Source organism: Pararhodobacter zhoushanensis, assembly GCF_025949695.1.
Taxonomy (GTDB): Bacteria; Pseudomonadota; Alphaproteobacteria; order Rhodobacterales; family Rhodobacteraceae; genus Pararhodobacter; species Pararhodobacter zhoushanensis_A.
The window spans coordinates 3,210,944-3,233,147 of record NZ_JAPDFL010000001.1 but is presented as its reverse complement, the minus strand read 5'-3'; the positions used below and the strand labels follow the sequence as shown (position 1 = coordinate 3,233,147).

13 protein-coding genes, 1 tRNA gene and 3 pseudogenes are annotated in these 22,204 nt (G+C 64.6%); 5 read left to right on the top strand and 12 right to left on the bottom strand.

Annotated elements, in window-relative coordinates:
* Positions 1–18: 18 nt before the first annotated feature.
* The 3 genes from OKW52_RS16115 to OKW52_RS16105 form a co-directional block, all read right to left on the bottom strand.
* Complete coding sequence (locus OKW52_RS16115; RefSeq protein WP_264506614.1) at positions 19–1,563, bottom strand: ABC transporter substrate-binding protein; 1,545 nt, start codon at positions 1,561–1,563, stop codon at positions 19–21.
* A 481-nt stretch (positions 1,564–2,044) separates the two neighbouring features.
* On the bottom strand, positions 2,045–2,881 hold the full coding sequence (locus tag OKW52_RS16110; RefSeq protein WP_264506613.1) for a DUF3883 domain-containing protein: 837 nt from the start codon (positions 2,879–2,881) through the stop codon (positions 2,045–2,047).
* A gap of 388 nt (positions 2,882–3,269) precedes the next feature.
* Positions 3,270–3,359 (bottom strand) — tRNA-Ser (locus tag OKW52_RS16105).
* Positions 3,360–3,497: 138 nt separating this feature from the next.
* Here OKW52_RS16105 and OKW52_RS16100 point away from each other — a divergent pair.
* Positions 3,498–4,148 carry a GntR family transcriptional regulator gene (locus OKW52_RS16100; protein WP_264506612.1) on the top strand — a complete coding sequence of 217 codons (651 nt, stop codon included), beginning with the start codon at positions 3,498–3,500 and terminating at the stop codon, positions 4,146–4,148.
* 89 nt (positions 4,149–4,237) lie between these two features.
* Here OKW52_RS16100 and OKW52_RS16095 read toward each other — a convergent pair whose 3' ends face one another.
* Both OKW52_RS16095 and OKW52_RS16090 read right to left on the bottom strand, forming a co-directional pair.
* A complete protein-coding gene (locus OKW52_RS16095) occupies positions 4,238–4,774 on the bottom strand; it encodes a MarR family winged helix-turn-helix transcriptional regulator (RefSeq protein ID WP_264506611.1) in 537 nt (178 codons plus the stop codon).
* A gap of 59 nt (positions 4,775–4,833) precedes the next feature.
* Positions 4,834–5,538, bottom strand: coding sequence for a type 1 glutamine amidotransferase (locus OKW52_RS16090; protein WP_264506610.1), 705 nt, complete (start codon positions 5,536–5,538; stop codon positions 4,834–4,836).
* A 72-nt stretch (positions 5,539–5,610) separates the two neighbouring features.
* On the opposite strand from OKW52_RS16090, the gene OKW52_RS16085 reads away from it, so the two are divergent.
* The 4 genes from OKW52_RS16085 to OKW52_RS16070 all read left to right on the top strand — a co-directional run bounded on the left by OKW52_RS16085 (position 5,611) and on the right by OKW52_RS16070 (position 8,940).
* Positions 5,611–6,867 carry a cytochrome P450 gene (locus tag OKW52_RS16085; protein ID WP_264506609.1) on the top strand — a complete coding sequence of 419 codons (1,257 nt, stop codon included), beginning with the start codon at positions 5,611–5,613 and terminating at the stop codon, positions 6,865–6,867.
* Between the two features lie 37 nt (positions 6,868–6,904).
* Positions 6,905–8,197, top strand: a complete 1,293-nt coding sequence (locus OKW52_RS16080; RefSeq protein WP_264506608.1) for a type I glutamate--ammonia ligase — start codon at positions 6,905–6,907, stop codon at positions 8,195–8,197.
* Positions 8,198–8,208: 11 nt separating this feature from the next.
* Positions 8,209–8,523, top strand: a complete 315-nt coding sequence (locus OKW52_RS16075) for a (2Fe-2S)-binding protein (protein WP_264506607.1) — start codon at positions 8,209–8,211, stop codon at positions 8,521–8,523.
* 96 nt (positions 8,524–8,619) lie between these two features.
* On the top strand, positions 8,620–8,940 hold the full coding sequence (locus OKW52_RS16070; protein ID WP_264506606.1) for a hypothetical protein: 321 nt from the start codon (positions 8,620–8,622) through the stop codon (positions 8,938–8,940).
* A 199-nt stretch (positions 8,941–9,139) separates the two neighbouring features.
* On the opposite strand, the gene OKW52_RS16065 is transcribed toward OKW52_RS16070, so the two are convergent.
* The 7 genes and pseudogenes from OKW52_RS16065 to OKW52_RS16035 form a co-directional block, all read right to left on the bottom strand.
* Positions 9,140–10,768, bottom strand: a complete 1,629-nt coding sequence (locus OKW52_RS16065) for an alpha-D-glucose phosphate-specific phosphoglucomutase (protein WP_264506605.1) — start codon at positions 10,766–10,768, stop codon at positions 9,140–9,142.
* A pseudogene (gene malQ / locus OKW52_RS16060) lies at positions 10,768–12,188 on the bottom strand (4-alpha-glucanotransferase). The gene OKW52_RS16065 and the pseudogene malQ overlap by 1 nt, the downstream one beginning before the upstream one ends.
* 410 nt (positions 12,189–12,598) lie before the next feature.
* Positions 12,599–14,681: pseudogene (gene glgX, locus OKW52_RS16055) on the bottom strand (glycogen debranching protein GlgX).
* Positions 14,678–16,138 carry a glycogen synthase GlgA gene (gene glgA / locus OKW52_RS16050; protein WP_264506604.1) on the bottom strand — a complete coding sequence of 487 codons (1,461 nt, stop codon included), beginning with the start codon at positions 16,136–16,138 and terminating at the stop codon, positions 14,678–14,680. Before glgA ends, glgX begins: the two are co-directional and overlap by 4 nt.
* The gene (gene glgC, locus OKW52_RS16045; protein ID WP_264506603.1) at positions 16,135–17,400 is read right to left on the bottom strand and encodes a glucose-1-phosphate adenylyltransferase; all 1,266 of its coding nucleotides are present in this window, start codon (positions 17,398–17,400) and stop codon (positions 16,135–16,137) included. Before glgC ends, glgA begins: the two co-directional genes overlap by 4 nt.
* Entirely contained in the window at positions 17,397–19,586 is a 2,190-nt protein-coding gene (gene glgB / locus OKW52_RS16040) for a 1,4-alpha-glucan branching protein GlgB (protein WP_406622276.1), read from the bottom strand. The genes glgC and glgB overlap by 4 nt, the downstream gene beginning before the upstream one ends.
* Before the next feature lie 88 nt (positions 19,587–19,674).
* Positions 19,675–22,051 (bottom strand): annotated as a pseudogene (locus OKW52_RS16035) (glycogen/starch/alpha-glucan phosphorylase).
* Between the last annotated feature and the right edge of the window lie 153 nt (positions 22,052–22,204).

Below are 22,204 nucleotides of genomic sequence, written 5' to 3'. Positions count from 1 at the left end.
GGCAGCCCGGCCAGGCGATCAGTCAGCCATGCGCGTCAGCCAGTGACGCGGCTTGTTGTCGGCCTGTTGCACCACCGACTCCACCCGGTCCGAAACCGCCCAGGCCATCGGCTGCTGGTGAACAGGCACGAACAGCATCTCTTCGCGCGCACCGGCCAGAACCTGCGTCTCATAGCCAAGGCGGGTGTCGCGATCCAGCTCGACTGCAGCCGCGTCGATCAGGGCATCCCACGCCGGATAGCTCCACGCCCCCCAGTTGAACACGCCCGCCGTGCCTTCGCGCGTGCGCACCACCTGCACCAGCAGCGAATAGGCGTCCAGCATCGGCTCGTTCGCCCAGCCAAAGATGAACATGTCAGCCTGTCCCCCCGACATCCGGGGCGCTTGCACAGCCCAGGGCCCGATATCCAGCGACGGGGCCAGACCAGCGCGGGTCAGCATCGAAATGACGGCCGAGCACAGCTCTTCCTCGTTCACCCAGCGCTCGTAGGAACAGATCAGCTGGAAGGTCAGACCTTCGGCACCGGCCTCGCTGATCAGCTGGCGTGCCAGATCGGGATCATAGGCGATCTGCGCGTCCAGATCAGCCGAATAGCCGGGGATCTGCGGCGCAACCAGCGTGCCGGCGTTACGCGAGGAACCACGCATGATCCGGTCGCGGATCAGGTCCATGTCGATGGCATGGGCAATCGCCTGACGCAGGCGCAGATCGTTGAACGGGTTGTCGCGCCCGTCGGTCAGGGTCTCGCGGCGGTTGAAGCCGAACATGATCGTGCGCAGGGCGTTGCCCTCGATCACGTTGACATTGGGGGCGGCCTGCAGGCGCGGCAGATCCTGCACGGGTGCGCCTTCGACAAAGTCGATCTCGCCCGACAGCAGCGCCGCAACCCGCGTCGCCGCCGAGGTGATCGGCGTGAACTCGATCCGCGTCACGTTATGCGCGGGCTCATCCCACCAGTCGGGGTTGACCACCATCGAGGTGCGGGTGTCGGGCACGCGTTCGTCGATGATGAACGGGCCGGTGCCATTGGCGTTGAAGGTCGTATAGCCCTCGACCCCGGCGGCCACGTCGGTCGGCAGCTCGCTGTTGTTGTCGCGCAGCCAGCTGGCGTCAAAGATGAAGATGTTGGTCAGGTCATTGAGCAGCAGCGGATAGGCACCATTGAGGTGGATATCAATCGTATAGTCATCAATGACTTCCGCCGACTGATACGCCGGCAGGTTGCCCCGCAGAGGCGAGGTCTCGTGGCTTACCCGGTTCAACGACGCAAGGACATCTTCGGCGGTGAAGGTGGCACCGTTGTGGAAGGTCACGCCCTGACGCAGATGAAACCGCCAGACGGAATCGGACACGACCTCCCAGCTTTCGGCCAGCGCCGGCTCGATCTGCAGATCGGCGTCATAGCGCACCAGGCCTTCGTAGATGTGGTTCAGAAAGGACAGGGTGAAGGTCGATCCATACGAGTAGGGATCGAGCGAGTTCAGGTCCGCCGAACCGCCCCAGCGGATGGTCTCAGCCGAGGCCGCGCCGACCAAAAGGCCAAGCGCAGCGACGCTGCTCATGAGTCTTGCGTGAAAGGCGTTCATTGCCGGGTTCTCCTGTTGGGTCTGATTCTTGCGGCTTGCCGGTTGCGTGCGGGCAGTACGTCGCAATGCCCTGTTTGCAAGGCTGACCCACGGGCAGACCGCGTGTCAACGAAATTGTTTGCATTGAGATAGAAATTGTAAACAATTCTGAAAAGTGCTTCGTTAACGGGCAGTGCTCGTCACCTGCGGCGATGCCGCCCGGGCCGCGCTGCCGTGCATGGTATCCTGCTGTCAACACAAAGCCTGCCGGGAAAATCGGGCTCCCTGCCAGTGCGCAGGGTCCGACCCTGAGGGTGTCTCACAGGCGTGACGCCCCGCCTTCAGCGCTGGTCGGCGCGCAGAAAAGCGACGTCACGGATCCGGTCCTGCTCAAGAAACGTGCAAAGCGTAAAGTCCCAGATCCTGCCGCCCGGAACGATACGCCCGCCGCGGCCGCGCGTCATGGCGGGGGGTAACCTTAATGAAAGCTCGCCTGAAAGGACGTCGCGGTCAGCGAGACATGCGCGTCCAGCGGCGGGTGCATTTCGAACGCCTTCGGCTCGCGTGAGAAATTCCAAAGCCGGAACAGGCGCCATTCCGACCGGCGTTCCTCGGCCACGGCCAGCTCGTTGCGCGTGATGTGGAAGGGGGTGCGCTCCCAGCCGTTCGTCGTCTTGACCTCGATGAGCCGAGGGAGCCCGTCCGGGGCAAAACTCGCGATGTCGTAGCCCGCGCCGTCGCCATCCTCCTCCGAAACCCAGCGTACCTTGCGCGCCAGATCGTCTCGTCCTGCCGAGCGCAGAGACGCCCGTTCATGCGCCAGCACACGTTCCTCTCCCGCGCGGCCGAGGGCCCGGTTTCGTTCGTCTCTTGCCGCGACATCGAATTTGCGGGCGATGTGCAGCATCTGCTCCAGTTCCTGCGGGGGCGGCTGGTTCGACAGCGTCGGCGGCGGCCCGATCCAGATCTGCGCCGCCTCGCGCAACCCCACGGCGGGTTGCAGCCCCGGTTGGCGCCCGAGCCAGGCCGGGTTCAGCGCCAGCCACCGCGCCACGGCATCTACCAAGGTCATCTGAAAATTGAACGCGGGCTTGTAACCGGGGATCCAGTCCTCGCCGAGGCCCTTCAGCACCGCACTGATGTTCTGGTGCTTGAACTCGACGGACCCCTCGGACCGGTCGTTCAGCAGCGGCAGCAGCGCGCGGCGGTGCTCGGCCTTGCTGTAGCGGCGCGCGGAGATGTCATCGGCCAGCATCGCGAAGTAATCCGCGACGATCAGGTCGTTCTCTTCATCTGTCCAGGGCCCGTTCGACATTGCGCCAGGCTATGGGCGTGAAGTCTGTTTGTCATCAGAGACTTCCGACAGGGTCCTGGCTCGCTCCGAACGCTGCCGCCGGACTTGGGGATCGGACACTACGGAGCCGTCCTTCTGACCGCCCTGCGCCTTCGTGTCAGTCTCCGCCACCGAATTATCTCGCGAACGGGACGACCCCATGAACACGGCAACCCATTGGAAATGCGAGGATGTTTTGCGCCGTCCTGTGGCCGTCGAGGGGCGCTCGAAGAGAGACGCAGGCCATTCGGAGACCCATTCCGCGTCAAGCGTCCAGTCTCCGAAGGGCGGATGGCCCGGCCAACGCCCTTTGAAGCAAAAAGAAAAAAGGCCCCAATCGGGGCCCTTGGACGGATTCTGTATCTGAATGTGGCGGACAGACAGGGATTCGAACCCTGGAGACGGTTCCCCGCCTACACACTTTCCAGGCGTGCGCCTTCGACCACTCGGCCACCTGTCCGTTCCGGCACCAATAGCGTCGCAGGCGCGAGGGTGCAAGAGGGGTCGGTGGCCCCAGCTGCGTGGAGTTGTTGCACAAAGCGGCGGCGCTTGTGTATACGGATGGGCAGCCCGGAGCGGGCCCAAGCTGAGAGACGCCGTGGCCAATCAGACCGAAACCATATTGCGCAGTTTGCTCGACTGGATTGACACAGGTCGGTTGAACCCGGGCGATGAAATCGAAGAAGCCGCGCTGGTGCAGCAGTTCGGTGTGTCGCGCACCCCGGTGCGCGAGGCGTTGATGCAGATCGAGGCAACCGGACTGGTCAAACGTCTGCCGCGCAAGGGGGCCGTGGTGTTCAAGCCGACACTGGCTGAGTTCCTTGCGATTCTCGAAGTGCACGCCAAGCTCGAAGGGCAGGCGGCGGGTCTGGCGGCGCGGCGCTTGTCGCCCAGTGGTGCCGCAGCGCTTGAGGCCGTCACGACGGCTTGCGAGTCGCATTCTGCGACGTTGGGTGATGCCGAGCCCGATGGGTATTACCAGCTCAACCTTCGCTTTCACGGCACGGTGGCCGAAGCCGCAGGCAATCCGTTCCTGCTGGATCTCATCAAGACCAACGCGCGCAAGCTGATGGCCTATTACCGGGTTCGCTATCGCTATGCCGGGTCGATCGCGGCCTCGGCCCGGGATCACCGGGTTATTGCCGATCTGATTATGGCACGTGACAGCGAGGCCGCCGAGGCTGCGATGCGTCAACACGTACAGTTCGATCAGGTCACAGCGATGGATCTGCTGGCCGTCCTTGGCTGACTGCGTGGGCGAAAGTCGGCGGACGGGCGGGGGCATTTTCCTTTATCTCAGCGGGTCATGGTGGCTGCCCTATATGTAGCCGTGATTCGTTAACGCGCGGTGAACGGCCTTGGGGCGTTCGCGTTTGCGGTCATGCTTGTCGGGCGCTGCGCAGACCGCGCAACGGTGATTTCAGGAGGCACCGTCTCCGATACCGGGGTGGCCAGCAGTGCCTTAAGCATGATCCGCAACGCTTGGGCTGCGTTCCCGCCCGGGTCCCCGACCGGTGCGGTCAGTGTTTCTTCCAGGGCGCGCACCGCGGCGCGGGCAAGCGCCAGTTGGGTCTGGCCATTGCGCGAAAGCGTCAGGCAATAAGCGCGGGCGTCCTGTGGATGATCCGCGCGCTGGATGAGTTTTTGCGCTTCCAGCGCCCGCACCAGTTTTGACGCGAAGATCGGCGATACGCCCATTTGCTCGGCAAGCGCTCGCTGGCTGGGGCTTTCGCCCCGCGCCCGCATCGCCGCCAGTGTGCTCAGGGCGGTGTATTGCGCCTGGGTCAAGCCCAGCGGAGCAACGGCGCGGTCAACCGCGCTGCGCCAACGGGTCGACAGCTGCCAAACCAGCGTACCCAAGGTATTTGTGTCCATATGCATCATCTCCTGAGCGATGATAGCCATGGACGGTGTTAACAGGCGGCTAACGCCGGTCAGTTTCCGTTGAAAAACGCCGCAATCCAGTGGGCCATCCGTTCATCATCCAGCGAAAGCGGTAGTGCTGCCTGCGCGCTGGCCAGAACCGGAGCCGGCACGTCGCCGTGCAGATGCGTGATCAGGTCGGCCATGAAATCCCGTGTGATTTCAGGGTGGTATTGTGTGGTGAATACCGTATTTCCCATCGCCAGCTGTGCATTTGGCACCTGCGCTGTGCCCCCCAGAACGGTTGCGCCCGGCGGCGGCGTGACCACCTGTTCATTATGCGCCGCGTTCAGCGCCATGGTCGCCGGGGCATCGCGCATCCAGGGTGCGGGCGTATGGATCACCGTTTCAACCCGGCCCAGCACCCAGCCATCGGGGTTGTGGGCGACAACGCCCCCCAACGCCTTGGCCACCGCCTGATGCCCGAAGCACGCGCCGAACACCGGCACACCGGCGTCCACAGCCTTGCGGATCGTCGCCAGCAGCCCCGGAACCCAGTCCTCTGCATCATTGACCGAAGCCGGGCTTCCCGAAACGATGACCCCGTCGAAACCCTTCAGCGACGCGGGCAACGCGCCCTCGGTCACCTTGAAATCGCTATAGCGCCAGTCCGGCGCGACAGGGGCCAGAAGGGCACGGAATTTGTCCACTTCGCTTGCATGGCGGGCAGCAAAGGCAGAGCGGTCGGTGTTGGCATCAAGAAAGGCGATATGCATGAAAATTCCATTTGCATACGTTGCATTGCCAATAATATACATAGCAAGCAACGGACCGCAAGGGAGAGTCGCATGACCATCTGGACACCAACCGGCGACGGGCACGCCGACCTGACCTCGCATGATATTTTTGCCCAAGGCGTGCCGCATAATACCTTCGCCCGGATGCGCCGCGACGAGCCGCTCGCCTGGAGCGACTGGGACGCGGGGCAGGGGTTCTGGAACATCACCCGTCACGCCGATATTCTGGCGCTGAACCGGCAGCCGGATCTGATGTCCTCGGCCCGCGGCATCCGCATGGAAGACCAGACGTATGAGGAATACCTCGCGCGCCGCACCTTCCAGGAGACCGACGCGCCCGAACACACGATGACCCGCGTCAAGGTCGCCAAGGCCTTCTCGCGCCCCGTTGTCGCCGGGTTCGAGGACCAGATCCGCGCCCTGTGCGACGAAATCCTCGACGACGCCCTGCAGCACGACAGCTTCGATGCCACCAAACGCATCGCCCGCGAATTGCCGATGCGCATGCTCGGTCGCATTCTGGGCACCCCCGACGAAGACCTGCCGTGGCTGGTGGAAAAGGGCGACGCGCTGATCGCCAACACCGACCCCGATTTCACCGAGCATGTGCTCGACAAGATGACGACCGATGATTACCGCCTGATGCCGTTCAACTCGCCCGCCGGGGCGGAACTTTATGAATACGCACGTAAATTGATGGCCGACAAGGCGGCGCGCGGGGATACCAACGGCATCCTCCACCTGATCCTGCAACCCGGCCCTGATGGCAGCGTGATCAGCGAGACCGAGTTTCGCAACTTCTTCTGCCTGCTCGTCGCCGCCGGCAATGACACCACCCGCTACTCCATCGCCGCCGGTATTCAGGCCATGGCGCACCAGCCCGAACTGCTGGGCCAGATGAAGGCCGGTGAGGTCTGGGCCACCGCGCCCGACGAGATCATCCGCTGGGCCACCCCCGCCGTCTATTTCCGCCGCACTGCCACGCGCGACCACCAGATGCACGGCAAGACCATCAAGGCGGGCGACAAGGTGCTCTACTGGTTCGTCAGCGGCAACCGCGATGACACCGCCTTTGACGACCCGTTCCGCGTGAACCTTGCGCGCACTCCGAACCCACATCTCAGCTTCGGGCAGGGCGGCCCGCACCTGTGTCTGGGCATGCATCTGGCCCGGCTGGAGGTACGCGTGCTGTTTCAGGAACTCGCCAAGCGGATCACGTCGATTGAACCGGCGGGGCCGCAAAAATTCCTCCGTTCCAACTTTGTGGGCGGTATCAAGGAACTTCCGGTGCGGATCACCCGCGCCTGACCACAATAAAAAACCATAAAAAACAGGGAGATACCTCATGCGTGACCGTTTGCGCCCCGTCTGGTGCGACCACCTTTCCATCCTGCGCTCGAAATACCTGCCGCAGGAAAAGATCGGCTCCGGCTCGACCCGCTTTGCCCAGCCTTGCCTTGCCGTCCATTATGACAAAGACCTGATCGTCGACGCGCCGGGCACCAACTGCCTTGACGGCCTGCCCGACATGACCCTCACCTGGGACGCCGCCGACATCCGTCCGGGCTGGGAGCCGGGCGTCCATATGGTGACCGGCGACATGACCGACCGCGACGGCGCGCCGGTGCCGATCCTGGGGCGCAACCGGCTGAAAGCGGCGATTGCCGACTGGGCCAAGCACGGCCTCACCCCCAAGATCGGCATCGAGCTCGAGGCCTTCGCCTTCACCCGCGCCGAGGATGGCACGCTGGTGCCCTATGACGTCCCCGGCGGCCATGTCTATGGCGGCGGGCCGTTCAACGACCCGCTTGGGTTCACCGATGCGATCTGGGCCGCGGCCGAGGCCGCCGGCTTCAAACTCGATCTGGTCACCACCGAATACGACACGCCGCAATACGAATTCACCCTCAGCTTTGATGAGGCGCTGCAGGCGGTGGATGAGACGGTGATGTTCCGCCAACTGGCGCGCGAAGTGGCGTTCCAAAAGGGCATCATACTGACCTTCCTGCCAAAACCGCTGTTCGATCGCGGCGGCTCAGGCATGCACATCAACCTGTCCTTCACCGATTCCGCAGGGAACAACGCCCTCAGCACCGGCCCGCAGGGCGGGATCAAGGGCATGACCGATCTGGGCCGCGGCTGTATCGCGGGTTGGATGAAACACCACAAGGCCCTGGCTGCGCTGACCGCGCCCTCGGTCAATTCCTACGCCCGCCTGCAACCCGCCTCGATGTCGGGCTTCTGGTGCAACTGGGGCGAGGATCACCGCGGCGTCACCTGCCGCGTCTCGGGCGAGGGCGGCAAGAAGGCCCGGCTCGAGCACCGCATGGCCGACGCCGCCGCCAACCCCTACGCCGCCGTCGCCGCCGTGCTGCAATCGGCGCGGCTGGGCTTTGAGGGCCGCTATGACCTGCCGCCGGTCGAGACGGGCGATTGCTTCATGGGCCAGAACGCCGCCTATGGCGTGGCGGAAACGCTCAGTGCCGCGCTTGACGATCTGGAAGCTGACGCAACGCTGATCGCCGCGATGGGGCCCGAGTATGTCGCGCACCACGTCCATATGAAGCGGGTCGAGGTCGACAAGACCAAGGACATGACGCCCGAACAGGCGCGCGATTTCTCAATCTGGTTTGTGTGAGGAGAGGCCGCATGAAAGCCACGTGGATTCTGCCCGACGGTCGCCAGATCACCGCCGATGTTGCCCAAGGCCGCCCTCTGATGGAGGCCGCCGTCGACGCCAATGTCCCCGGCATCATCGGCGAATGCGGCGGCACGATGAGCTGCGCCACCTGCCACGTTTATGTCGACGAGGCATGGCTGACAGCAGCGGGCAGCGCGTCGGATTTTGAAGACGCGATGCTCGACGCCACCGACGCCCCGCGCCTCGATCAGTCGCGCCTGTCGTGCCAGTTGGAAATGTCCCCGGCGCTCGACGGCATCATCCTGCGCGTGCCCGAGGTTTAAGCAATCGCTTTTCGGGGCAGGCACAGGCTTGCCCCGAAACGCTTGGCGCTTTGCGCCGTCTGTGTCACGCTGAGCGCACTCAGCGGGAGCGGACAAATGCGACGAATCCTCAGCCCCCTCATTGCCGCCATGATGCTTCTGGCCCCGGTCGCAGCCCATGCCGATTCCATCGACGGCACCTGGTGCGAACCGGGCGGCCCGCGCTCGCTGCAGATTGACGGCGCGTCCTTCATCACCCCCGGCGGCCACAGCGTCACCGGGGTCTACCGCCGCCACGACGGCGGCTACACTGTGCCCGAGGGTGAGGCGGGTGCCGGTGAAATCGTCGTGGTCATGCTTCTGGGCGAGGAATCGCTGCGCGTCGCCGAACCCGGTGCAAACCCCGTCATCTGGGGTCGCTGCAACCTCAGTTCATGACCGCAACCAAGGCTTGGGCCCGCCGCTTCATCTTGCTCAAAATACGCCCTTTTCCCGTGCAACCGGCCTCGTAGGTCGGGGTTTCACCCCGACTTCGTTCAACCCGAAACTGCCGGCAAACGCTAAGATACTCTTAACGCCGCTCGCCAAACCCTTGAAATCACTGATTGCCCCCTCATTGTCCCATCGTGGGACAGCCTCAGGTGATCACATCCGGCCCCGACCGCCCGGTCCGCGCCGCGATCCCCGCCAGCGCCTCGACCGCCTTGATCACCGGCGCCAGCGCCCCCTGCGGGTCTTGTCCGAAATCGGCCGGATCGAAGCGCTCCAGATACACCCGCAGCGTCGCCCCCTCGGTGCCCGTTCCGCTCAAGCGCAGCACCACCCGCGCGCCGCCTTCAAACCGGATCTGCACGCCTTGTCTGGACGCGACCGAGCCATCCACCGGATCGGTATAGCTGAAATCCTCGGCGCTCTCGACCACCAGATCACCCGCCGCCTGACCGGGCAGCCCGCCCAGCGATCCCCGCAGCGCCGCCATCAAATCATTCGCGACACCGGTCTCGATCGCCTCGTAATCGTGGCGCGAATAATAGGTCCGCCCGAATTCGGCCCAGTGCTCGGCCATCACCTCGGCCACCGATTGCTTCTTCACCGCCAGAATGTTCAGCCACAGCAGCACCGCCCACAGCCCGTCTTTCTCGCGCACATGATCCGACCCGGTTCCCGCTGACTCCTCGCCGCACAGCGTCGCCATCCCGGCGTCGAGCAGGTTGCCAAAGAACTTCCACCCCGTCGGGGTCGCATAACACGGCATGCCGCGCGCTTCGGCCACCCGGTCCACCGCGCAGGACGTCGGCATCGAGCGCGCCACGCCCTTGAGCCCCGACGCATAGCCCGGTGCCAGCTGCGCATTCGCCGCCAGCACCGCCAGACTGTCCGAGGGCGTCACATAGCAGCCTTTGCCGACGATCATGTTGCGATCCCCGTCACCATCCGAGGCCGCGCCGAAATCCGGCCCGTCCGGGGCATACATCGCGTCCATCAGATCCTTGGCCCAGACCGGGTTCGGATCAGGATGCCCGCCGCCGAAATCCGGCGAGGGCACGGCGTTGACCACCGATCCGGGCGCAGCCCCCAGCCGCCGCTCAAGGATTTCGACCGCATAGGGTCCGGTGATCGCGTGCATCGCGTCGAAGCGCAGTTGATATCCGGACTTAAGAAGGTCGCGAATGGCTTTGAAATCGAAGAGTTTTTCCATCAGCGCCGCATACTCGGCCACCGGGTCCACCACGGTGAGCGTCATCACGCCAAACGGCCGCTCGCCGATCACCGACAGGTCGGCATCCGGGCCTTCCTGAATGTCGTAATGCGCGATCGTCTCGGTCGCGGCAAAGATCGCGTCTGTCACGCCTTCGGGCGCAGGACCGCCGTTTGACATGTTGTATTTGATGCCAAAATCTTCATCCGGCCCGCCCGGATTGTGGCTGGCTGACAAGATTACCCCACCATCCGCGCCGCGCACGCGGATCAGGTTGGACGCGGCGGGCGTCGACAGAAACCCGTTCTGCCCCACGATCACCCGCGCCGCGCCCGAGGCAGCGGCCATCTTCAGGATCGTCTGGATCGCCGCCTCGTTGAAGAACCGCCCGTCGCCGCCGACCACCAGTGTCTTGCCCGCGATCCCGCCGATCCCGTCCCAGATCGACTGGACGAAATTCTCCAGATACCCGGGCTGCATGAACACACGGGTTTTCTTGCGCAGGCCCGACGTGCCGGGTTTCTGGCCGGGGATCGGTTGCGTCGCGATGCGGGTTTGAGTGGTCATCAGTCTATCCTTCCGGACTCAGCCATGAGGGCGCCGGTGTGCGCAAGCGATGGGGCGGAAATGAGGCCCGACAACGGCAAAGGCAGGCGGCGGCACCAGTTGGGGTGTTCGAATACCGTACCCGGCAAATTGGCCTGTTCGACCGAGGCGGCAAGGTCTTCGCCCTGAACCGCCACCAGAACACTGGCCGATTGCGCCAGATGCCGGTGCATCGCGGCCATGTCGCTGCCGCCGGTCAGAGCGTCAAAGGCGGCGACCTCTTCGGCGCGGATGGCGCGGGCTTCGGCCTCGTCGGGCACCTCACCCAACTGTGCGCGCCAGTCGATATCACGGCCCTGCCGCCACCCCTCCCAGGTCGGCGTGTCATGCGTGCCCCAGGACGCCAGCGCGGTGGGTGAATAGGCGTCACCATGCAGAAACGCGCGCGAACCCTCCCAGTCACGCTCGAACACCGCAACGCGGCACCCCAGCACGCCCGATGCCTCCAGCGCGCCGCGCAGCCCGTCGGGGATGGTGCCCAGATCCTCGCCGATCACGCTCGCCCCCGCGCGCGTGGCTTCAATACGGACCACGGCCAGCAACTCGTCGCGCGGCATGGCGACATAGAGGCCGGGCAGGCCGTCCGGCAGCCAGAAGCTGCGTTCCAGTCCAAGGATATGGTCGATCCTCAGCAAGCCGCAAAACCGCAACTGCGCGCGGAGCGTCTGCGCGAAGGCCTCGTACCCCGTGGCACGCAGCACATCCGGGCGCATCGGCGCGAGGCCCCAGCGCTGGCCGGACGGGCCCAGCAGATCGGGCGGTGCGCCCAGCGAGACGCCTTGCGCGAAGAGGCCGCGCTCGGCCCAGGTCTCGGCCCCGTGGGGATGGGTGCCGACGGCGATGTCCAGATACAGACCAAAGGGCATGCCGGCGGCGCGGGCGCGTCGCTGGCTGTCAGACAATTGCGCCTCGGCCTGCCATTGTGCCCAGGCATGAAACTGCCGTCGCTGTGAATTGTCCTGCGCAAAGCGTTGGGTTTCTTCGCTTTTCGGGTCTTGCAGGGGCAGGGGCCACGCCCCCAGTACGGGCCGTGCACGTCGCTCAGTGCCTGATGAGTAACGAATTCCTCAAGCCGAATGCCCCCCGCCTCGCGCCAGGCATCAAACGCCGGATCACCGGTGAAGCTGGCGTAACGGGCCTCAAGGGCGGCGCATTGTGCCGGGATCGCGGCGGCGTAATCGATCAGCGCCCCGCTTTCGGGCAGCGCCGTGCCGGTGTCGATGTGCAGCGTGTTCAGCCGTCGGCGGTGCGAGGGCGCGTAGGGGCTGAAGTTGCTGGCATCGGTGGGAAAGCCCGCGTGGATCGGGTTGATGCCGACAAACCCCGCCCCCTGCGCGGCCAGCCCCTCGGCCAGCGCGCCCAGCAAGGGATAGGCCCCCATGCCCGATTGCGCATCTTCCCACAGCGCGAACAGCGGCAGCGTCACGCCCCAGCGCCGGGGTGGCAGCGGCAGGCGCGGCGGTTCGGCCAGCAGGTGCACGGTCCAGCCGTTGTGCTGCACGCGGTGGTAGCCCATCGGCAGCGCGGGCAAGGGGCCTTCGCCGCGGATTTCCTCGCCAGCCTCGGTATGCAGAACCCAGGGGCCGGGGCCCCAGTCGTGCCCAACACCCGCCGGGATCGCCAGCGAGGTTGCGCGTTGCAGCGCGACTGGCAAGGCGGCGTCAGCGTTGCCATGGCCTAAAGCGGCCAGAACGGCGCGGCGGCTTTCTTCGGGGGCTTCCTGCATGCGTCCCGCGCCATCGCGATAAACCCACGTCAGCCCTGCCGCCTGACAGAGCGCATCCAGATCGCTCATCCGTTGTTTTCCAGAACCAAAGCCGAGACCGAATGCGCGGGCACGTTCAGCTTGCCATAGGGGATGCGCTGCGGCGGGATCAGCGGCGCGTAGGTGTTGATGCGGCGTGACCAGACCTTGCCTTCGGGTGCAGGCGTCAGCATCACGTCAATCTCGCCCCCGGCGTTGAACACCAGAAACAGCGCGTCCTCGACATCAGCGTAACTGGGCGTGCCCGACGCCGTGCGCAGCTCGACGCAGACGAAGCTGAGCGAGGGGTCTTCCCAGTCCTCGGGCGTCATGCGCCGCCCTTCGGGGTGCCACCACAGCACATCGGCCTTGCCGTCGGTGGTGCGGGCCTTCGAATGCAGGAAAAGCCGCTGGCGCAGGATCGGATGGTTCTTGCGGAACTGGATCAGGCGCTTGGTAAAGGCCAGCATATCCGCATCAATCGCGTCCCAGTTCAGCCACGAGATCGGGCCGTCCTGACAATAGGCGTTGTTGTTGCCCTGTTGCGAATGGCCGAGCTCGTCGCCTGCCAGGATCATCGGCATGCCTTGGCTGAGCAGCAGCGTCGCCATCAGGTTGCGCCGCCGCAGGGCGCGGGCCTGGGTGACCTGCGGGTCGTCGGTCGGCCCCTCATGGCCCATGTTGTCCGAGAAATTCTCGGAATGGCCGTCGCGGTTATCCTCGCCGTTGGCGATATTGTTCTTGTCGTTATAGCTGACCATGTCCAGCAGGTTGAATCCGTCATGGGCGGCGATGAAGTTGACCGAACTGGTCGCGCCCCGGCCCGAATGGTCGAACTGCATGGCCGATCCGGTGATGCGCGCCGCCAGCTCAGGGGCCGGGCGCGGGTCACGCCGCCAGAAGCGCCGCACGCCGTCGCGGAACTTGTCGTTCCATTCGTGGAACGGGTGCGGAAACGCGCCCAGCTGATAGCCGCCGGGGCCGATGTCCCAGGGTTCGGCGATCAGTTTGACGCGGTTCAGGACCGGGTCCTGCCGGATCGCCGCGAAGAAGGCCGAGTTGGACTGGAACCCGGCGTCATCGCGCGCCAGCGTCGAGGCAAGGTCGAAGCGGAAGCCGTCGACATGCATCACCTCGACCCAATAGCGCAACGAGATCCATGACCATGCGCAGCACCATCGGGTGCTCCATGTTCACCGTGTTGCCGCAGCCGGTATCGTTGATATAGTGGCGCGGGTTGGGGGCCAGCCGGTAGTAGCTGCGGTTGTCGATACCCCGGAAGCTGAGCGTTGGGCCCAGCTCCGAGCCTTCGCAGGTGTGGTTGTAGACCACATCCAGAATGACCTCGATCCCGGCGGCATGCAGGCGGGCGACCATGTGCTGAAATTCGTTGATCTGGCCGTTCTGCAGATAGCGCGGATCGGGGGCGAAGAAGCCAAGCGTCTGATACCCCCAGTAATTGGTGAGTTTTTTCTCGATCAGCCAGCGGTCGTTGAGAAAGCTCTGCACCGGCAGAAGTTCCAGAGCGGTGACGCCAAGATCGACCAGATGGTCGATCATACGGTCCGAGGCAACGCCCAGAAACGTCCCCGGATTGTTCACACCCGACAGCTGTGTCAGGCCCTTCACATGGGCCTCATACACCACCGTCTCGCTGGACGAGGTGGCGGGCGGGCGGTCGTTACCCCAGAAGAAGCTGGGATCCTCGACCACGCATTTGGGCATGAACCGCGCGGAGTCGCGGGTCGAATAGGTCAGATCCAGCGTCTTGGCACCGGGGTTGTAGCCAAACAGCGCATCCGACCAGCGCGGGTGGCCGGTCAGGCGCTTGGCGTAGGGGTCCAGCACCAGCTTGTTGGGGTTGAAGCGATGACCCTCTTCGGGGGAATACGGTCCATGGACACGGTATCCATAGAGCTGACCGGGACAAAGCCCCGACACCCGGCCATGCCAGACATAGCCGGTGCGTTCGGGCAGGAACATCTTGTGCGTCTCACGCATGCCGTCGGGTGAAAACAGGCACAGTTCAACCGCCGTGGCATGCTCGGAAAACAGCGCGAAATTGACCCCGTCGCCGTCAAAGGTCGCGCCGATGCGGTCATGACGACCGCGTTCGATGGTCAGGTTCATGAGGACTCCGGGTGCGCCGCCGCCAGTTGGCCATAGAGCGCCGCATAGAGTGGCGCGCTGGCCTCCCAGCCGACGGGGTGTTTCATGGCATTACGCTGAAGACGTTGGAAGGCGGGCCTGTCGTGCCACAACCGGCACAGATGCGTCAGGGCATGGGCCAGCGCCGCTATGGATTTGGGCGCATGCACGATGCCGGTGGCGCAGCCGGCGGCAAGGGCGGCGGCATTGGCGTTGATCACCGTGTCAGCCAGCCCGCCGGTGCGCGCGACCACGGGCACCGCGCCATAGCGCAGCCCGTACATCTGCGTCAGCCCGCAGGGCTCGAACCGCGAGGGGACCAGAATGGCATCCGCCCCGGCATAGATCCGGTGCGACAGGGTTTCGTCATAGCCGATGCGGACCGCCACCTGACCGGGATGCGCGGCTGCGGCGTTGAGCCAGTCGTTTTCCATCCGCCGGTCGCCCGAGCCGAGCAGGACCAACTGGCCACCGCCGTCAAGCAACGCGGGCAGCGCGCCCAGCAGCAGATCCAGCCCTTTCTGGTCGGACAGCCGCGACACAACCGCCGCCAGCGGCCCGTCGCTGGGGGCAAGCCCGAACTCGGCCCGCAGCGCGACGGTGTTGGCAACCTTCCCGCGCGGCGTCGAAAACGGCACGATCGCGGGATCGCTGGTCGGGGTCCATTGATCGGTGTCGATCCCGTTCAGGATACCGGTCATCTGCGCCGCCCGCGCGCGGATCACCCCTTCAAGCCCCAGACCGAATTCCTCGGTCGTCAGTTCCTGTGCATAGGTCGGGCTGACGGTGGTGATTGCCCAGGCCCCGGTCAACCCGGCTTTCAGCGCCGAGATATGGCCGTAATACTCGAACCCGTCGGGATGAAAACCCGACGGCGGCAGCGCCAGCGCGCGCATCCGGTTGTACCCGGTCAGGCCGTGAAAGGCGATGTTGTGGATGGTCAGCAGCGTCGGTTGGGTCGCGCCCAGTTCGCTCATGTAAACGGGCGTGAGCCCGGCCTGCCAGTCGTGCAGATGCACGATTTCGGGCGTCCAGTCGCCGATCCCGTCCTTGGCGATCAGCGCCGCTGCCTGGGACAGGGCGGCAAAGCGCAGGTCGTTGTCGCGCCAGTCATTGCCGTTGGCGTCCAGATAGGGCGTGCCGTCGCGGTCAAACAGATCCGGCGCATCCAGCACCAGCATGTCCAGCCCGTCAACATTTGCCGCCAGCACGCGCGCTTTGCTGCCCAGAAGCGACGGCAGCTCGCGCACCACACGCGGCTTGCCCAGCGCCGCCAGCACCCGCCGATAGCCCGGCAGCAGCGTGCGGATCGCCCAGCCCTGCGAAGCCAGCGCACCGGGCAGGGCGCCGACCACATCGGCCAGGCCGCCCGTCTTGATCAGCGGGGCGCATTCCGAAGCGACCGCAAGGACCGCTCGCAGCGCGGGCGTCTGGCTCATAACTTGCTCTCTCGACGGTCGAGCATGGACTGGGTGATCAACGTCACACCGCCCGGGCTGACGCGGAACCACTTGGCGTCTTCTTCGGGATCTTCGCCCACGACCAGCCCGTCGGGGATCACCACCCCGCGATCAATCACCACCTTGGTCAGCCGCGCGTGGCGGTTGATCGTGGCATAGGGCAGCACGACCGCATGGGTCAGCGAGGACCAGCTGTTGGAATGCACGCCGGTGAACAGCAGCGAATTGCGCACCTCGGTGCCCGAGATGATGCAGCCGCCCGACACCAGCGAGGACAGCGCAACACCCCGGCGGCTTTCTTCGTTGTGGATGAATTTGGCGGGCGGGACGCTTTCGGAATAGGTCCAGATCGGCCAGTTGCGGTCCCACAGATCCAGATCGGGGTCGAAGCCGGTCAGGTCGATATTGGCTTTCCAGAACGCATCGAGCGTGCCGACGTCGCGCCAGTAGGAGGGGGCATCGTCACGGTGGCGCACGCAGCTGCTCTCGAACCGATGGGCCATCGCCTTGCCGTTGCGCACCACATTCGGGATGATGTCACTGCCGAAATCGCGCGAGGAACTGGGATCGGCGGCGTCATCCATCAACAGCTGCCGCAGGAATTTCCAGCGAAACACATAGATCCCCATCGACACCAGCGCGCTGTCGGGATCATCGGGCAGACCGGGCGGGTTGGAGGGTTTCTCGATGAAATCGGTGATGCGCCCGGCGTGGTCGATGGCCATGACGCCAAAGGCGCTGGCGTCGCTGCGCGGAACGGTCAGACAGCCGACGGTCACATCGGCCCCGCTTTCGGCATGCTCGGACAGCATGACCTCGTAATCCATCTTGTAGATGTGGTCTCCGGCCAGAATGATAACATAATCAATATCATAACTGTCGACGATATCGGTGTTCTGGTAGACGGCATCGGCGGTGCCCTCGTACCAGTGATGCTCGTCAACGCGCTGGCTGGCGGGCAGGATGTCGAGATATTCGTTACGTTCCGAGCGGAAGAAGTTCCAGCCGCGCTGGCAATGGCGGATCAGCGAATGGGCCTTGTACTGCGTCGCGATGGCCATCTTGCTGATGCCCGAGTTGAAGGCATTCGACAGCGCAAAGTCGATGATCCGGGTCTTGCCGCCGAAATAGACCGCCGGTTTGGCGCGGTGGTCGGTCAGTTCGTGCAACCGGCTGCCGCGTCCGCCGGCCAGAATGAAGGCCATGCTTCGCTTGGAGAGGCGCGTGGTCGAGGGGGTCATCGGTCGTCCTCCGGTATCAGAAACAGGGTGGAAAGCGGCGGCAAGGTCACCACCGCGCTATGCGGTTGCGCCGCGTGGGGCGGGCCATTGGCGTGGACAGAGCCGAAATTGCCCCGGTTCCCGCCACCATAAAGGCCCGCGTCGGTGTTGAGCGCCTCGCGCCAGCGGCCGGGGCGGGGCAGGCCGATGCGCCACTGACGCTCGACCGGGGTGAAGTTGGTCAGCACGGCCACCGGGCGATGCTCGGCATGGCCATAGCGCAGCCAGCTGAACACCGATTCCGCCCGCGCCTCGCGGTCAACCCAGGCGAAACCGTTGGAATCCGCATCGCGCGCGTGCAGCGCGGGCTCGGCGCGGTAAAGCGTGTTGAGATCACGCACCAGCCGCTGCATGCCCGCATGGCCCGGATGGTTCAGCGCGCCCCAGTCCAGCCCGAAATCATGGTTCCACTCATGATCCTGCGCGAACTCGCAGCCCATGAACAACAGCTTTTTGCCCGGATGCCCCCACATGAAGCCATAATAGGCCCGCAGGTTTGACAGTTTGGTGGCATGATCGCCCGGCATCTTTTGCAGCATGCTGCCTTTGCCATGCACCACCTCGTCATGGCTGATCGGCAGGACGAAGTTTTCGCTGAATCCATAGACCAGACCAAAGGTCATCAGGTCGTGGTGGTGGCGGCGGTGGATCGGGTCGTGTTCGATATAGCGCAGGGTGTCGTTCATCCACCCCATGTTCCACTTGAAGCCAAAGCCGAGGCCGCCCTCATGCACCGGCGTTGTCACCCCGGGCCATGCCGTGCTCTCCTCGGCCACGGTCATCAGCCCGTCGGGGCCTTCGCCATATGCCAGCGCGTTCATCTCACGCAGGAAGGTGATGGATTCGAAATTCTCGCGCCCGCCCAGATGGTTGGGCACCCATTCGCCCTGCTTGCGCGAATAGTCACGGTACAGCATCGACGCCACGGCATCGACGCGCAGCCCGTCCAGATGGAACTCGCGCAGCCAGAAGATCGCGTTGGCGGTGAGGAAATTCTTCACCTCGGTGCGGCCGACATTGTAGATCAGCGTGTTCCAGTCCGGGTGATAGCCTTCGCGCGGATCGCCATGTTCGTACAGCGCGGTGCCGTCGAACTGCGCCAGCGCGTGCGCATCGGTCGGGAAATGGGCGGGAACCCAGTCCATCAGCACCCCCATGCCCTTGGCATGCGCGGCGTCGATCAGGGCGCGGAAATCGTCAGGTGTGCCGAAACGGCTGGTGGGTGCGTACATCGCGGTCGGCTGATAGCCCCACGAGCCGCCGAACGGGTATTCGGCCAGCGGCATCAGCTCGATATGGGTGAACCCCATGTCATGCGCGTAATCGACCAGCTCGATCCCGGCCTCGCGGTACGTCAGCGACCGCCCGTCGCGGTGCCGCCAGCTGCCCAGATGGGCCTCATAGATGGTGATCGGCGCCTCGCGGTTGTTGCGCAGGTGGCGGCTTTCCATCCAGGCGTCATCGGCCCAGTCATAAGGCTGCGACGTGGCAATGCGCGAGGCGGTATCGGGCGGCAGCTGGGTCGCGCGGGCTAGCGGATCGGCCTTGAGCGCGCTGCCGCCGTGCATGGGGGCGATGTCGTATTTATAGGTCTCGCCGGGTTGCAGACCGGGGAGGAAAATCTCCCAGACCCCGGCACCCCGCCGCCGCATCACAGCGCGTCTGCGGTCCCAGCCGTTGAAGTCACCGACGACGGAAACCTGCCGCGCATTCGGGGCCCAGACGGCGAAATGCACGCCCGCGCAGCCCTCATGGGTGATCGCATGCGCGCCCAGAGCCTGCCACAGACGCCGGTGCGTGCCTTCACTGATCAGGTGCAGATCCAGCGGACCCAGCACAGGGCCAAAGCGGTAGGGGTCATCGAAATCCCACAGGTGCGGTCCCTTCGTGGCCCGCAGCCGATAGCTGGTTTCAGTGCCCAGCTGGCCGGTGAACAGCCCGTCACCCAGCGCCTGCATCGGCAGACTGCCCTTGGGCGTGAGTGCTTCCATTGTTTCGGCTGCCGGATCGAAGGCGACCAGAAACCCGGCTTGTCCCCGGTGACGCGGTCCGAAAACCGCAAAGGGATCGAGGACGCGGCCGGACTTGATCTCGGCCACATCGTCTTGTGTTATCACACTTTTCGCAGGTGTTTTTGCCCGAACCATACGCAATTAGTCGCGCAGGTCCGGGTGAAAGGCAATGACTCGTTTCCCGGTATCGTCAGCGATGGGGCCACAATACCGCGGCTGCGCGTCAGATCATCGGCTGAATGTTCCAGACGTCCTTCATATAGCCTTTGATGGTGCGGTCCGAGCTGAACCAGCCCGAGCGGGCGGTGTTCAGCGCGGCCATGCGCATCCAGTGATCGGCATCGCCCCAGGCGGTGTCGACGCTGCGTTGCGCGTCCCAGTAGCTGTCGAAATCGGCGCAGACGGTGAAGTAGTCATGCGCGCGCAGGTTCTGGGTCAGGCCGCGATACGTGCTGCGATCCCCGTTCGAGAACGTGCCGCCTTCGATCAGGTCAATCGCACGGCTCAACCTTGGGCTGGCCGCAATCGCGCTGGACGCGTGATCGGGGTGGCGGCGACGCTCGACCACCTCATCGGCGGTCATGGCGAACAGGAAGAAGTTCTCAGGCCCGACCAGATCGCGGATCTCCACGTTGGCGCCGTCCAGCGTGCCGATGGTCAGCGCGCCATTCAGGCTGAACTTCATGTTGCCGGTGCCCGAGGCTTCCTTGCCCGCCGTCGAGATCTGTTCGCTGAGGTCCGCCGCCGGGATCAGACGCTCGGCCATGGTCACGTTATAGTTGGGCGGATAGACCACGGTCAGCAGGTCGCGGCTTGTGGCATCGGCATTGATCACGCGGGCGACGTTGTTGATCAGATGGATGATCTCCTTGGCCATCACATAGCCCGGCGCCGCCTTGCCGCCAAAGATCTTGACGCGCGGCGCCCAGCCGGCACCCGGATTGGCGCGGATTTCCTGCCACAGGGCGATGGTTTCCAGAATGTTCAGATGCTGGCGCTTGTATTCGTGGAAGCGTTTGACCTGCACGTCGAACATGGCGTCGGGATTGACCGAAATGCCCATCTGTTCGCCGATCCAGTTGGCCAGATGCACCTTGTTGGTCTTCTTGACGGCGGCATAGCGGTCGCGGAAGCCCTTGTCGTCAATCGCGGGTTCCAGCTCGACCAGACGTTCCAGATTGTCTTCCCAGCCGTCGCCGATGGTCTCGGTGATCAGCGTGGACAGGCCGTGGTTCGCGCCCTTCAGCCAGCGGCGCGGGGTGACGCCGTTGGTCTGGTTGATGATCCGCTCGGGGTGCAGGGCGTGCAGATCGGCGAAAACGGTGGATTTCACCAGTTCGGTGTGCAGCGCCGAGACGCCGTTCACCCGGTTGGCCATGATGAACGACAATTCGCCCATCTTGACCTCGCCCTTTTCCACGATCGGCGTGCTGCGGGCCGGGAATTGCGTGGCATGCAGCGCGTCGATCCGTTCGATCAGCTGCATGTGGCGCGGCAAAACGGCGCTCATCAGGGTTTCCGGCCAGCGTTCCAGCGCCTCGGGCAGCAGCGTGTGGTTGGTGTAGGACAGGCAGGCGCGCGCGGTGTCGACGGCCTGCTCGAATTCCATGCCGCGCTCGTCATGCAGCAGGCGGACAAGTTCCGGCCCGGCGATGGCGGGGTGGGTGTCGTTCATCTGGATCGCCACGCGTGAGGGCAGGGCGCTCAGATCGCCATGCTCGGCCGAGAAGCGGCGCAGGATGTCGCGCAGCGAGGCGGCGGTGAAGAAGAATTCCTGCTTCAGGCGCAGCTCTTTGCCTTGTTCGGTGGTGTCATCGGGGTACAGCACGCGGCTGATGGTACGGGCAAAGGCCTCGGGCTGGGCAGCCCCGACGAAATCGCCCTTGTTGAACGCAGCCAGATCGAAGGCGCTGAGCGGCTCCGCCCCCCACAGGCGCAGGGTGTTGGCCCATTTGCCCTGCCAGCCAATGACCGGCGTGTCGTAGGCTTTGGCCACCACGGCATTGTCGGGGGTCCAGACGGCGCTGCGGCCGCTTTCAGCGACGGTGCCGCCGAAGCCGATGTTGAACGCGGCCTCGGGACGCTCGAATTCCCACCCGTGGCTCTGGCGCAGCCAGTCCTCGGCGGTTTCGACCTGACGGCCATCGGGACCAAAGCTTTGGCGAAAGAGGCCATGCTCATAGCGGATGCCATAGCCGTAGGCGGGGCAGCCCAGCGTCGAGAGCGAGATCGAGGAAGCAGGCGGCCAGACGGCCAAGGCCGCCGTTGCCAAGCGCTGCGTCCGGCTCGTCATCCAAGACGGCGCGGAAATCATGGCCTAGCCCCGAGATTGCCTCATGCGCGGCTTCGGTCAGGCCGATGTTCATCACGGCATCTTCCAGCAGACGCCCGATCAGGAACTCCATCGACAGGTAATAGACGCGCTTGGACTGCGCGGCATAGGTGGCGCGGGTGGCACGGAACCACGGCTCGATCACGCGGTCACGGATCGCCAGCGTCAGGGCCATGCGCATGTCATAGAGGCTGGCATGGGCCAGATCTTTACCCTGCGAGAATTCCAGATGCTTGAGAATGGACTCACGCAGTTCGGTGGCTCTCATCGGTTTAGTGTCCTTGCTTATCGCACTGGGATTCCAACCGCTCAGGCTGCTGGTGCCCTTGTCGAACGTCATCGATCGGGTGGTTTTCATAACCTGTTCCTGTCCTGCTCACCGTTAGTGTGCCCCCGCGCTCGGGGCCAGATCAGTATCGGT

Coding starts and splice junctions, on each gene's coding strand:
- OKW52_RS16090 (WP_264506610.1), bottom strand. CDS start 5,538: ATGCATATCGCCTTTCTTGATGCCAACACCGACCGCTCTGCCTTTGCT.
- glgB (WP_406622276.1), bottom strand. CDS start 19,586: ATGGTTCGGGCAAAAACACCTGCGAAAAGTGTGATAACACAAGACGAT.
- glgC (WP_264506603.1), bottom strand. CDS start 17,400: ATGACCCCCTCGACCACGCGCCTCTCCAAGCGAAGCATGGCCTTCATT.
- OKW52_RS16110 (WP_264506613.1), bottom strand. CDS start 2,881: ATGTCGAACGGGCCCTGGACAGATGAAGAGAACGACCTGATCGTCGCG.
- OKW52_RS16095 (WP_264506611.1), bottom strand. CDS start 4,774: ATGGACACAAATACCTTGGGTACGCTGGTTTGGCAGCTGTCGACCCGT.
- glgA (WP_264506604.1), bottom strand. CDS start 16,138: ATGAGCCAGACGCCCGCGCTGCGAGCGGTCCTTGCGGTCGCTTCGGAA.
- OKW52_RS16080 (WP_264506608.1), top strand. CDS start 6,905: ATGCGTGACCGTTTGCGCCCCGTCTGGTGCGACCACCTTTCCATCCTG.
- OKW52_RS16075 (WP_264506607.1), top strand. CDS start 8,209: ATGAAAGCCACGTGGATTCTGCCCGACGGTCGCCAGATCACCGCCGAT.
- OKW52_RS16070 (WP_264506606.1), top strand. CDS start 8,620: ATGCGACGAATCCTCAGCCCCCTCATTGCCGCCATGATGCTTCTGGCC.
- OKW52_RS16085 (WP_264506609.1), top strand. CDS start 5,611: ATGACCATCTGGACACCAACCGGCGACGGGCACGCCGACCTGACCTCG.
- OKW52_RS16115 (WP_264506614.1), bottom strand. CDS start 1,563: ATGAGCAGCGTCGCTGCGCTTGGCCTTTTGGTCGGCGCGGCCTCGGCT.
- OKW52_RS16065 (WP_264506605.1), bottom strand. CDS start 10,768: ATGACCACTCAAACCCGCATCGCGACGCAACCGATCCCCGGCCAGAAA.